Raw genomic sequence first — 12,490 nt, 5'->3', positions numbered from 1 at the left:
GCCGCACACGGAGCGCAGCTCCACCCCGCTGGCAGCCGCACCACCCACTGACGGCCGTACCACCTGCTGACGGCCGCACCACCCGCTGACGGCTTCACCGCCCGCCGACAGCCGAGGTTCCCGCACCCTTCTGCCACCCACGACCGGAGACGGTGATTTCGACATGTCCCAGAACGCAGACCCCCAGCACGAGGGATTCGAGGAGGAGCTCGGCGCCGTCCTGCGCCGCACCGGCGACGGCTTCGCCGTCGACGATCGGCACGAGCTGGTCGCGGGCGGGCTCCGGCGCGGTCGCCGCCGCCTGGTCCGGCGCCGCCTCGCGGTGACCGGCGGCGCCCTCGCGCTCGCCGCCGTCGGCCTCGGCGGGGTGTACGGCGGCTCGCTGCTCTCACCCGCCGGAGGACCCGACCAGGTCTCCGTGGCCGGGGCCCCCAAGACCCCCAAGCCGACCTCCGCCACGGAATCGCCCGCGCCGGAGATGCCGTTCCAGGCCCAGATTCCGGTCAAGGACCTCGCCGTCGTCCTCACGGACAACACCCCGACGGGCACGTGGGAGATCGACAACCCGGACGGCAAGGGTCAGTCCGTCCTCGGTGTCTACGACGACGGCGCCGGCAAGGCGGCCGTCAGCGTCGGCCTCTACCGCGCCTCCGGCGACGGCGAGGCGGGCGCGGGCCGGGTGACCTGCCCCTCCAAGGCCCTTGTCCCCCACGACCACTGCGATACCGAACGGCTGCCGAACGGCTCCTTCCTGATGATCCACCAGGGGTACGAGTACCCCGACAAGCGCGAGGAGACCAAGAACTGGCGGGCGGTCCTGCTCACCAAGGACGGCTTCCTCATCGACGCGAGCGAGTACAACGCCGCCGCCCAGAAGGGCGCCGAGATCAGCCGCGAGGCCCCGCCCTTCAGCCCCGCCCAGCTGAAGACCCTGGTCACCGCCGACGCCTGGCTGCCGCTCCTGAAGCAGCTCCCCGCCGAGCCGAAGAGGCCCGGCGGCGCCGACGCCCCCCGGACGCCGGCAGAGCCCAGCGGCCCCGCCATCCAGGCCACCCTGCGCTCCCTCCTGCCCAAGGGCCTCACGGTCGTCGACAAGGGCGGGCAGGGCGGTTACGGCTTCGTCGTCGTCGACGACGGCAAGGGCAAGAGCTTCGTCCAGATCAACGTCCAGCCGAACATGAAGGACGCGACGCAGGGCCTGTTCGGCAGCGGGGACGTCACCAAGCTCCCCGACGGCCGCAGGGTCAAGCTCACCCAGCAGCCCGGCGAGAAGGGCGGCGCGGGCGTCGTGTGGTGGACGGCGGACACGATCACGCCGGAGGGCTTCCGTGTCGTCGTCTCCGGCTTCAACACCGGCGCCCAGCACGAGGACGCCACGCGCCCCGAGCCCGCGCTGACGATGGAGCAGCTGAAGAGCATCGCGCTGAGCCTCAAGTGGCAGAAGCTTCCGTTGAAGTAGCCGACGGGAGAGCCGCGGCGGTACGGGAGGTGGGCGCCACCTCCCGTACCGCCGCGGCTACTTGGCGTCTATGCGCCCCCGCACCCCACCCCGGCTCCGGGCCCCGCGCATCGCCCGGCCTCCGAGCCGCCGGCACTCCGCACACACCGCCCCGGGGCCTGTCGTCTACTTGGCGTCCGCGTACCGCTCGACCGTGGCCGTCGTGAACGGGAACCGTACCGGCGTCTCCCCGAACGCGATCCGCCCCGCCTCGTCCCCGGCGCCCCGGATCGCCTCCGTGACCGCCTCCGCCTCCTCCGCCGGGCAGTGCACGATCACCTCGTCGTGCTGGAAGAACACCAGCTCCGCCCGCATCCCCCCGAGGGACCGCCGCAGCGCCGCCAGCATCAGCAGCGCCCAGTCGGCCGCACTGCCCTGGACCACGAAGTTACGGGTGAACCGGCCCCGCGCCCGCGCGTTCCCCGAGGCGTACCCGGGGACGAACTCGCCCTCCTCCGAAGCCGGTTCGCCGCCCTCCTGCGGCAGGCCGGCCTCCTCGTCCTCGCCCGCGCCGACCGCCCGGGGGCTCGTTCTGCCCAGCCAGGTCCGCACGAGCCGGCCCTCCTCACCCGCCTTCGCCGCCTCGTCGACGTAGGCCACCGCGCGCGGGAACCGGCGCCGCAGCGCCGCCAGGTTCTTCAGGCCGTCGCCGCTGGTCTGCCCGTAGATCGCGCCCAGGAGCGCGAGCTTCGCGTGCGCCCGGTCGCCGGAGAAGGCCCGGTCCGACAGCCGTGTGTACAGATCGTCGGGGTGTCCCGCGACCTCCATCAGACCCGGGTCCCGGGAGATCGCGGCCAGCACCCGTGGCTCCATCTGGTCTGCGTCGGCCACCACGAGCCGCCAGCCCGGATCCGCGACCACCGCGCGCCGGATCACCTTCGGGATCTGCAGGGCCCCGCCGCCGTTGGTCGTCCAGCGCCCGCTGACCGTGCCCCCCGGCAGGTACTCCGGCCGGAAACGCCCGTCCCGCACCCAGTCCTTGAGCCACGACCAGCCGTGCGCCGTCCAGATCCGGTACAGCTTCTTGTACGCGATCAGCGGCTCCACCGCCGGATGGTCCAGCTCCTCCAGCTCCCAGCGCCGCGTCGACTTCAGCCGGAGCCCGGCCTGCGCGAAGGCCTTCACCACATCGGCCGGCAGATCGGGCCTGACGCGGCGACCGAAGGCCGTCGACACCTCGTCCGCGAGCTCGGCGAGACGGCGCGGCTCTCCCCCGCCCGCGTACCGCTCGCCGAGCAGTTCGTGCAGCAGGTCCCGGTGCACGTCCGCCCGCCACGGGAGCCCCGCCCGGTGCATCTCCGCGGCCACCAGCATCCCCGCCGACTCGGCGGCCGTGAGCAGCCGCATCCTGCCCGGGTGCTCCGCCAGACCGTGGCGGCGCACCTGCTCGGCGTAGACGGCGAGGAGGCCGTCGAAGGGGACGGAGACGACGGGCCGGGGCTCGAACAGCGAGTCCTGCGCGTTCGGCTCGGCGCCCCGCTGCGGCGGATCGGGCGGCACAGGACCGTTCCGCAGGCGGGCCCAGGCCGCCGCCGCCGAACGGGGCTCGCCGAGCCGTCCCTCGTGCCCCAGGAGCAGCTGCTCGGCGCCCTCGATGTCGTAGCACCGCTCGACCCGCACCCCGGAGGCGAGCAGCCGCGGGTACACCTCGGCCGTCGACCGCCACACCCAGCGGGCCACGTCCGGCCGGGCCCGTACGGCCGCCACCAGGTCCGGCTCCCGCCGCACCTCCCCGGCGGGCAGCCCGTCCGGACCGAGGGGCACGAGCAGCGCTCCGTCCCCCTCGGCCTCGGCCGCAAGCGCCCACCTCTCGCTCATGGGTACGAGTCTGGCACCGACCACTGACAGTCCCCGGAAGGCGGGCCGGGGCGGGGAGGGCGATCGGGCCCTACGCCGCCGCGTGGAACAGTGCCGCCGCCTCGCCCCGGGAGTCGACGCCCAGCTTGTTCAGGATCTTCGCGACGTGGAACTTCACCGTCGACTCGCTGATGTGCAGCTCCTCCGCGATCCTCCGGTTGCGGTGACCGAGGGCCAGGTGCCGCAGGACCTCCACCTCCCGCTCGCCCAGACCGGCCAGCGGGTGCGCCGCCTCGACCGGCGCGGCCGGTGCCGCCAGCGGGATCACCGCCGTGATCGTCGTGCCCCATCCGGGGACGGCGTCCATGTCGAGCCGGCCGCCGAGCACCTCGAGCCGGTCCCGGATCGTGCCCGCCCCCAGGTCGCAGGGGGCGAGCGCGCCCGCGCCGTCGTCCCGCACGGAGGCCCGCAGTTCGTGTTCGGTCAGCTGCCAGCCGACGTGGATCCGGCGCACCGAATCCTGTTCGAGCACGATCAGGAGCAGGGACCGGACGATCGCCCGCGCGCTGTGTGCCACGTCCGCCGCGAGCGACCGCTCCGAGTCTGGGGCCCCCAGGTCGAGCCGGACCCTGCTGTGCCGCAGCATCGGCCGCAGTTCGGTCGCGAGCCGTTCGAAGGCGTCCTGGGCGGGCTCCTCGGCGAGCGCCCGGTCCCGGCGCTGTTCGGCCCGCATCTCGATCAGCGCCGTCGCGGCCAGGTCGGTCGCGGTCGTCCGGGCCGTCGTGTCGTCGAGGGCGCGGCTGCGCAGCACCCCGAGGACGCCGGAGAGGGATGCCGTGTGCGAGGCCGTCAGTTCGGCGATCACCCGGGCCCGGGTGTCGGCCGCCGCCCGCGAACGGGCGAGCGCACCCGGCAGCGCCTCCGTCGCGAACCGGTCGAAGTGGGCGGACACCAGGTCCCACAGGGCCTGCGCCACGGTGAGCGCGGCCGCGTCGACGGGGCCGGCGCCGTCCTCCCGTACGAGCACGAGGACCGCCCCGCGCGCGGTCGCGTGGCTCGTGACGGCGACGACCCCGCGCTCCCGGCCGCCGAGCGTCGCGGTGCCCTGCCAGGGGCTCCCGGGCACGCCCGCCGCGAGCAGCGGCGCCAGTTCGGCGGCGGTCAGCAGCTCCGTACCGCCGAGGGTCTTGAAGGGGGAGTGGGCGCAGTGGGTGGAGAGTTCGGCCGCGTCCACGTGCGGGACGAGGGGCGCGAGGGCCGCCGAGACCTCGGGGAGGATCTCCCCGAGCGGTTGTCGGATGATCTCGTACGCGGTGGTCAGCGTGGACACGTCCATGCGGGGAGCGTACGCGGGAAGGGACAGGCCGCGGCTGTTCTTCCGGCCAGGTGGGACTGGCCGTTGGGAGGGCGGGAGGCGGATGGCCGAGGGCGCAGTCTTGATCACGTCGAAGAGCGGAAAACGTGAACGGACAGCGCTGGAGGCTGAGATGGAAGCGATCGTGTACGAGGAGTTCGGCGGCCCCGAGGTGCTGCGCCACGCGACGGACGTCGCCGTACCGGTGCCAGGACCGGGTGAGGTCCGGGTCAGGGTCGCGGCGGCCGGGGTCAACCCGGTGGACTGGAAGCGCCGGCACGGCTGGGTCGAGGAGTTCTACCCGACGACCTTCCCGGCCGTGCCGGGCCTGGAGTTCGCCGGCACCGTCGACGAACTCGGCGAGGGCGTCACCGGCCTGGCCGTCGGCGACGAGGTCCTCGGCTGGACGAGGACCGGTGCCTACGCCGAGTACGCCATCGCCGACATCGTCGCCCCCAAGCCCGCCGGCCTCTCCTGGGCAGCCGCCGCGAGCCTCCCGGTGGCGGGGGAGACGGCACAGCGCGTCCTGGACCTGATCGGCGTCCGGGCGGGCGAGACCCTCTTCCTGCACGGCGCGGCGGGTGTCGTCGGCTCGGTGGGCGTGCAGCTCGCCGTCGCGGCCGGGATCACGGTCGTCGGCAGCGCGTCCGAGTCCAACCACGCCTACCTGCGCGAACTCGGCGCGATCCCGGTGACGTACGGGGAGGGCCTCGCCGACCGGGTCAGGGCCGCCGCACCCGACGGCGTCGACGCGGTCTTCGACGCGGCCGGGCACGGGGTGCTGCCGGTCGCGATCGAACTCCTCGGCGGGGAGGGGGCGGCGCGGAAGGAACGGATCGCGACGATCGCGGACGTGGAAGCGGAGCGGTACGGGATCGCCTTCACGGGGGTCCTGGGCGACCCGGACGCCGTACGGGCCGGGCTCACGGCCCACGCCCGGCAGGCGGCGGAGGGCACCCTCGCGGTCCGGCTCGCCGACACGCTCCCCCTGAAGGAGGCGGCACGCGCCCAGGAGCTGAGCGAAACGGGCCACGCGCGGGGCAAGTTGGTCCTCGTCCCGTGACGGCCGCCGACGCGGCGGAGGGATGAGAGGATCCCTCCGCCGCGAGTGCCGGATCCGGCCGTGACCCGTGATCCATGATTCGTGATCCGTGATCCGTGATCGGTGGAAGGCGACGACGATGATGTATGCGATACCGCTGGGGGACGACGGCGCGGAGCTGCGCCCGCTCGAACCGTGGCAGGCCGAGGAGTTCCTGGCGCACATGGACCGGGGGCGCGAGTTCATCGGTGCCCGCAACGGACTCCCCGACGTCGTCACCGACCTGGAGTCGAGCCGCGCCTTCCTCCGGGCGTACGCGGAGAAGACGGCCGCCGACACGGGCCGCATCCACGGCATCTGGTCCGACGGCACCCTCGTCGGCGCGGTGATCCTCCGGTCCCTCGACACCAGGAGCGGCCGGGCCGAGGCGGGCTGCTGGCTGGAGCCGGCAGGCGTCGGCAAGGGCCTGGTGACCCGGGCGGCGCGGGCGCTCGTCGACTGGGCGATCGAGGTGCGCGGGATCCACCGGGTGGAGTGGGTGGTGTCCTCCGACAACGAACCGAGCATCGCCGTGGCCCGACGGCTCGGCATGAGCAGGGACGCGGTCCTGAGGGCGAGCTACCCCTATCGGGGCAGGCGCCACGACGAGGAGGTCTGGTCGGTCCTGGCACCGGAATGGAGAGCGGCGAAATCCATGCCGGGGGAGGCGTCGTCGGAGGCGGCGGAGGCGACCGGGGCCTGAGGCGGGGTGAGGGCGGCGAGGGCGGTACGTAGGGCCGCGCGGAGGTGCGGGGCAGTAGGGCCGCGCGGAGGTGCGGGGCAGCCGCGAAGGCGATGAGCAGGAGCCACGCGCGCGGTACGGCGGAGTCGGCTGCCCGAAGTGCCCACGAAGGCGGTACGTGGAAGCCGCGCGCGCGTACGACGGAGCAGGCGGTACGGCGGCGGCGTGAAGGCGGTACCCATGAGCCGTGCGGGCCGCGCGGACGGGTGGGGCGGTGACCCGGCTCCGACCCCGGTCACCGCCCCGTCCGTCCACCTTGGCCGCTCAGCGCGTCAGGCGCCACGCGGGGAGGGCCGACGCGGCGACCGCCACCGCCGCGCACGTGCCCGCCGCCGCGCCGACCGTGCCCCACGGGAGGGCCAGGGCCACCGGCGCCGACAGGGCGGCCAGGCCCGCTCCCAGGGTGCCGAGGACGAGCGCGGTCACCGCCAGGCCGAGCACCGTGCCGATCGCGACGGCGAGCGTCGCCTCGCCCGTCACCACCCGCAGGACCTGGGCCCGGGTGGCTCCGGCGAGCCGCAGCGAGGCCAGTTCCCCACCGCGTACGGAGGTCGCCATGAGCAGGGTGTTGGCCAGGCCGATCACCGTGTAGACGAGGGCGATGCCGAGGACGAGGAGCATGCCGAGCCGCTTCTGCGGGTTGTCGCCCGCCCGGTGGCCGGCGTCGGCCCACGCGTCGGCGGTCCTGACGGTGCCGCCGCTCGCCGCCAGGGCCCGGACCGCCGTACCGCCGCCGCGCGCCTCGATCCGGTCGGGGGCGGAGCCGGGGGCGTTCGCCGCCGTGACGTACGGCCCGTTGTCGCCCGTCCCCAGAACGAGGACGGCCGCCACCCGGAGCCGTACCGGGCCTGTCCCGTCCGCACGCCAGACCTCGACGGTCTCACCCACCCGGTGCCGCTCGAACTCCTCGTTGACGACGATCGACCGGTCGTCGAGGTCCCGCAGGTCACCGGCGACCACGGGCAGCCGGGCGAGGTCGGCGAAGGCCGCCGGGTCGGTGACCGCCCGCGCCCCGTACTTCACGACGGCCTCGGCCCCGTCCCGTACGAAGACGGAGGTCGCCCCGGTGGCGGACACGACGGCCCCGGGGGGCGCCGTCACCGGCTTCAGGCCGCTGCCGGCCACCACGTACTCGGCGGCCGTCTGCTCCCGCGCCTCGGCCTCCTTCGCCAGCGTGACGCTCGTCGCCGAGCCGAAGAGCGTCCCGGCGAGCGCCACGGTCACGAGGACGGGGGCGGCGACGGCGGCGGTGCGGCGCACGGAGGCCGCGCTGTTCTCCCGTACCAGCGTCCCCACGGCCCCCCGCAGCCGCAGCAGCCGGGCCACCGGCCGGACGAGCAGCGGGGAGAGCAGGGCGACGCCGGTGATCAGGAGCATCGGCAGGGTCGTGTACGTCTTCCGCTTGAGCAGCGCGGACGGATCGGTGGCGTACGTCTGGACGAGGAGTCCGAGGCCGGCCAGGAGCAGTCCGGCGCCGAGCAGGGCACGGCCGAGGGGGAGGGCGTCGGCATCGACGTCCGCCTCGCGGAGCGCCGCCGCAGGACCGACCTTCCCGGCGCGCCGGGACGCGGCCACGGCCCCGGCGAGGGCCACGGTCACGCCCGTCCAGAAGGCGGCGTGGAAGGGCCAGGCCGGCCCGCCGACCGTGAACCACTCCGGTGCCAGACCGCCGTCGACGAGGGTCCTGGCGAGCAGGGGCGCGCCCAGGGCGCCGAGCGCGCAGCCGGCGGCGGAGGCGAGCACGCCGAGCGCCATGGCCTCGGCGAGGAGCAGCCGCCGGATCTGACCGGGGGTCGCTCCGGCGGTCCTGAGCAGCCCGAACTCGCGGCGGCGCAGTGCCACGGCGAACGCGAAGGTGGAGGCGACGACGAAGACGGAGACGAAGGCGGTGACGCCGCCCGAGGTGCCGAGGAGGGCGTTCAGGCCGACGAGCGCGTCGGCGTCCCGCTCGGAGCCGGGGTCGGCGCGTACCCGGTCGGCGCCGGTGAGGACCTGGGCGCGGTCGCCCACGAGGGCCCGTACGTCGGCGGCGGGGGCGTCGACGCCGACGGCGTCGGGGCGGCCGGAGGGGGTGGCGGTGACCGTCCAGCGGGCGCGCAGCTCACGGAGGAGATCACTGTCCACAGGCTGTGGACGGTCGAGCCGCTGCGCCACGGACACGGTCTCGGGCCCGCGCCGCACGTCGAGCGTCAGCCGGTCCCGCCCCTGCACCACGACGGGCGAGGAGGCGAACCGCTGGGGAGAACGCTCGGGCGCGTGAAAGGTGGCGGAGAGGCCGAGCCCCATGGTGGTGAGCAGCCCGACGCCGAGGGCGAGGGCGACGAACCCGCCGAGGAAGGAGGCCCAGCGGGCCCGGAGCCCGGAGAGGACGACGGTCAGCACGAGGTCCTCCCGACGGGGGCGCCGACGCCGGTGGACCGGTGAATGGCGGCAGACCCGGGGGATCCGGGCACGGCCGGGCTGTCGCCGGTTTCGGATCCGGTCCCGGAGCCCGAGCCGGTCCCGGACCATGCCCCGGAGCCGGAGCCGGAGCCGGAGCCGGAGCCGGAGCCGGAGCCGGAGCCGGAGCCGGAGCCGGAGCCCACCCCCACCCCCGTCCCTGCCCCCGTCTCAAGCGCCGTCATCCGGGCCGTGACCGTTTCCACCGTCGGGGCCCGCAGTTCGCCCGTCACGCGGCCGTCCACCAGGAAGACCACCCGGTCCGCGCGGGCCGCCGCCACCGGGTCGTGGGTGACCATGACGATCGTCTGACCGTCCCGGTCGACCAGCTCCCGCAGCATGTCGAGCACCTCGCGGCTCGTCGTCGAGTCGAGCGCGCCGGTCGGCTCGTCGCCGAAGAGGACGGCCGGCCGGGTGATCAGCGCGCGGGCGATCGCGACCCGCTGCTGCTGGCCGCCGGAGAGTTCACCGGGCCGGTGCCGCTCCCGCCCCGCGAGCCCGACGCGGGCCAGCGCCTCCCGTACCTCCGTGCGCGACGGGCGGCGGCCGGCGAGCCGGAGGGGCAGGGCCACGTTCTGCGCGGCCGTCAGGGAGGGCAGCAGGTTGAAGGACTGGAAGACGAAGCCGATCCGGTCCCGCCGCAGCAGGGTCAGCCGCCGCTCGCTCAGTTCTTCGAGGGCGGTGCCGCCGACCTCCACCCGCCCGGCGGTGGGCCGGTCGAGGCCGGCAGCACACTGGAGCAGGGTGGACTTGCCGGAGCCGGAGGGGCCCATGACGGCGGTGAAGGTCCCGGCGTGGAAGTCGAGGTCGACGCCGTCGAGGGCGCGGACGTCCCGGTGGTGCCGGGTGAGCCCTCGGAGCCGTACGGCGGCGGGGGCGGCGGTGGTCGTGGTCATGCCCCAAGCGAACCGTTTCCGCCGCCGCCGATCACGACCACTGCCGGGCGTCCGGAAGGTAGGCCTGGCCCTACCGTTCCCGTACGGCCTTCACGAACACGTCGAGCGCGTCGAGGGGTTCGCGACCGCCGAGCAGCGCCCGCAGGTCGCTCTCGACCCCCGTACCGTCCATGAAGCCGTGGGCGATCGCCGAGTACGTGCTCGTCGGCATCGGCACCTGGAAGGGCAGGGCCCCGGAGGCGGCGACGGCGGCGCGGGCGTCCGCGAGCGTGCCGGGGGCGTACGTGGCGCCCAGGGCCGCCGCGAGGTCGGCGCCGCCGAGGGGCCGCTCGCCGACGAGCTCGTACACCCGGTTCCGGTGGGCGGCCGGGTCCGTCGCCACGGAGACCGCGATGTCGGCGAGGTCCGCGCGGGCGACGGCGGCGAGCCGGCCCTCGCCGAGGGGTCCTGTGATCCGGTCGTCGGCGTCGGGGGCGGCGATCCGGGCGAGGAACTCGGCGTAGAGGCCGTTGCGGAGGATCGTCCAGTCGAGGGTGGCGGAGCGCCGCAGCCGCCGCTCGGTCCAGCGGTGCGCGAGCGCGTACGTGAGGTGGTCGCCGTCGCCGGAGAGGCTCGTGTAGACGACGTGCCGGACGCCCGCCCGCTCGGCGGCCGAGATCGCGGCCCCGTGCCGGGCGACGACGGTGTCGTCCTCGCCGTAACCGGCGGATATCAGGAGCAGCGTGTCCACCCCGGCGAAGGCCTCCGGCAGGGTCGCGGGCGCGTCGAAGTCGAGGCGTCGGGTGCCGGGCAGCCCCGCGCGCGTACCGAGGACGACGTCGTCGCGGCCGGCGAGCCGGTCGGCGACGAGCGAGCCGAGAGCGCCGGATACACCGGTGACGAGCAGCATGGTTTCCCCCAGGGGTCGGGACGGCTGAGACCATCGTGGGGGGACGGGGAAGAGCGCGGAAGGAGGCACATTGATGTCGGAGGGGCACACGGAGGTAACCACCGAGCCCTTGGTGAGCTGTGCCGAGGACTGCGGGGTACGGGACGTGCAGGACCGGCTCGGCGACAAGTGGACGGTGCACGTGGTCGTCGAACTCGCGGCCGGGCCGAGGAGGTTCAGGGAACTCCAGCGTCTGGTCACGGGCATCTCGCAGCGGATGCTGACCCTGACGTTGCGCCGCCTCGAACGGGACGGGCTCGTCTCGCGGACGGTGTACCCGACGACGCCGCCGCAGGTGGAGTACGCGCTGACGGAGACCGGCCACAGCATGACGCACCTGATCAAGCAGCTGATCGACTGGTCGCTCGATCACCGGGCGGTGATCGCCCGGGCGCGCGAGGAATGGGACACGAGGGATACGAGAGACACGAGGGACGCGAGGGGTACGGCGTGAGTACGGTCGGCAGGGCGATCGACAAGGCCTTCGAGGCGCTGTACGCGAACGACGACGGATCGCTCGACACGGCGGCGTCACTGCTGGCCGCCGGCCCGGACACGGACCCCGAACTGGTCCGTCGTGGCGAGGACTTCGTCCGGACGCTGTGGACGAGGGGCTGGCAGCCGGCGGACGTCGCACGCATGGCGCGCCGCGAGCTGTCGGACGAGCACCTGCGGGTCCTCGCCGGCCTGATCCGGTCCGAGACGGCCCGGTACGGGACGCTGCCGCGCCGCTGGCGGGCCCAGCTCGACGAACTCGACGCCTCCCCCGGCCGGCCCACGGACCGCTTCTCGCAGGCGACGACCGTCCTGGAGCTGTACCGGCTCCTGGTCCGGCTGCCGCGCCTGGACGCCGTCGGCCCCGTACCCGGCGAGGCGCTGCCGCCGGCGGCGGCCGGGGAGCCCCGGATGCTCACCCGGATCAGGGCGCTGCTCGCGAAGGCGGAGGCGACCGGGTATCCGGAGGAGGCGGAGGCGCTCACCGCCAAGGCCCAGGAACTGATGGCCCGGCACAGCCTGGACGAGGCGACGCTCGCGGCGGGCGCGCCGTCGCCGGAGACGCCGGGGGCGATCAGGATCGGGGTGGAACCGCCGTACGAGCAGGCGAAGGCGATCCTGCTCGACGCGGTGGCGACGGCGAACCACTGCCGGGCCGTGTGGAACGAGGCGTACGGCTTCTCGACGGTGGTCGGCTTCGAGGGGGACCTCGACCCGGTGGAGCTGCTGTACACGTCGCTGCTCGTGCAGGGGCAGGCGGCGATGACGCGGGCGGAGGCGGAACAGCGGGCCGGCGGGCGCAAGCGCACGAAGTCCTTCCGGCAGTCCTTCCTCCTCGCGTACGCGAACCGGCTCGGCGCACGGCTCTCCGCGACGTCCCGGCGGGTCTCCGCCGAGACCCCGACCCTCCTCCCGGCCCTCGCCTCCCGCGACCTGGCGGTCACCACCCGAACGGACGAACTCTTCCCGGAGACGCGAGCGACCCGGGTCCGGGCGGCCTGGGACGAGGCGGGCTGGACCCACGGCGCTTCGGCGGCGGACCGGGCGGGCCTGAACCCGGGGCGCCGGGGCTTGCGGGGGTGAGGGGGCCGCACGCCGACGGCGGGGGCCGGCGGCTCGGACGGTCCGCCGGCTCGGACGGTCCGGCGGTCCGGGACGAGCCGGTGCGGTCTGGGACGAGCCGGTGCGTCCTGGCGCGGCGGGGAGCGGTAGTTCGGAAGAGGGGAAATGACCGCTTCTGGGGTGATCCTGGATACGCTC

Annotated in this window: 9 protein-coding genes and 1 pseudogene; 5 read left to right on the top strand and 5 right to left on the bottom strand. The window is 74.9% G+C overall.

Translation table 11 applies throughout. The features are described 5' to 3' along the window. Window positions 1-163: 163 nt before the first annotated feature. Window positions 164-1,459, top strand: a complete 1,296-nt coding sequence (locus tag ACFWUY_RS17695; protein WP_384108407.1) for a hypothetical protein — start codon at window positions 164-166, stop codon at window positions 1,457-1,459. A gap of 165 nt (window positions 1,460-1,624) precedes the next feature. Here ACFWUY_RS17695 and ACFWUY_RS17690 read toward each other — a convergent pair whose 3' ends face one another. Beyond that, window positions 1,625-3,316 (bottom strand): bifunctional 3'-5' exonuclease/DNA polymerase, encoded by a 1,692-nt coding sequence (locus tag ACFWUY_RS17690; RefSeq protein WP_384108405.1) that lies wholly within the window; start codon window positions 3,314-3,316, stop codon window positions 1,625-1,627. 70 nt (window positions 3,317-3,386) lie between these two features. Continuing rightward, window positions 3,387-4,631, bottom strand: coding sequence for a LuxR C-terminal-related transcriptional regulator (locus ACFWUY_RS17685; RefSeq protein WP_384108403.1), 1,245 nt, complete (start codon window positions 4,629-4,631; stop codon window positions 3,387-3,389). 151 nt (window positions 4,632-4,782) lie between these two features. On the opposite strand from ACFWUY_RS17685, the gene ACFWUY_RS17680 reads away from it, so the two are divergent. Continuing rightward, the gene (locus ACFWUY_RS17680; protein WP_384108401.1) at window positions 4,783-5,712 is read left to right on the top strand and encodes an NADP-dependent oxidoreductase; all 930 of its coding nucleotides are present in this window, start codon (window positions 4,783-4,785) and stop codon (window positions 5,710-5,712) included. A gap of 121 nt (window positions 5,713-5,833) precedes the next feature. Next, entirely contained in the window at window positions 5,834-6,433 is a 600-nt protein-coding gene (locus ACFWUY_RS17675; protein ID WP_384108483.1) for a GNAT family N-acetyltransferase, read from the top strand. 303 nt (window positions 6,434-6,736) lie between these two features. Here the strand turns inward: ACFWUY_RS17675 and ACFWUY_RS17670 are convergent, their stop codons facing one another. The 3 genes and pseudogenes from ACFWUY_RS17670 to ACFWUY_RS17660 all read right to left on the bottom strand — a co-directional run bounded on the left by ACFWUY_RS17670 (window position 6,737) and on the right by ACFWUY_RS17660 (window position 10,696). Beyond that, the gene (locus ACFWUY_RS17670; RefSeq protein ID WP_384108399.1) at window positions 6,737-8,854 is read right to left on the bottom strand and encodes an FtsX-like permease family protein; all 2,118 of its coding nucleotides are present in this window, start codon (window positions 8,852-8,854) and stop codon (window positions 6,737-6,739) included. 224 nt (window positions 8,855-9,078) lie between these two features. Next, window positions 9,079-9,807, bottom strand: a pseudogene (locus tag ACFWUY_RS17665) (ABC transporter ATP-binding protein); the annotation flags it as partial. Between the two features lie 70 nt (window positions 9,808-9,877). Continuing rightward, window positions 9,878-10,696, bottom strand: a complete 819-nt coding sequence (locus ACFWUY_RS17660) for an NAD(P)H-binding protein (RefSeq protein ID WP_384108397.1) — start codon at window positions 10,694-10,696, stop codon at window positions 9,878-9,880. A 73-nt stretch (window positions 10,697-10,769) separates the two neighbouring features. On the opposite strand from ACFWUY_RS17660, the gene ACFWUY_RS17655 reads away from it, so the two are divergent. Then, the gene (locus tag ACFWUY_RS17655; protein ID WP_384108395.1) at window positions 10,770-11,189 is read left to right on the top strand and encodes a winged helix-turn-helix transcriptional regulator; all 420 of its coding nucleotides are present in this window, start codon (window positions 10,770-10,772) and stop codon (window positions 11,187-11,189) included. Beyond that, window positions 11,138-12,313 (top strand): DUF2786 domain-containing protein, encoded by a 1,176-nt coding sequence (locus tag ACFWUY_RS17650; RefSeq protein WP_384108393.1) that lies wholly within the window; start codon window positions 11,138-11,140, stop codon window positions 12,311-12,313. Before ACFWUY_RS17655 ends, ACFWUY_RS17650 begins: the two co-directional genes overlap by 52 nt. Window positions 12,314-12,490 lie beyond the last annotated feature (177 nt).

Source organism: Streptomyces sp. NPDC058664 (assembly GCF_042716635.1).
In the GTDB taxonomy this organism is placed as follows: domain Bacteria; phylum Actinomycetota; class Actinomycetes; order Streptomycetales; family Streptomycetaceae; genus Streptomyces.
This window is presented reverse-complemented; position numbering and strand designations above follow the sequence as displayed.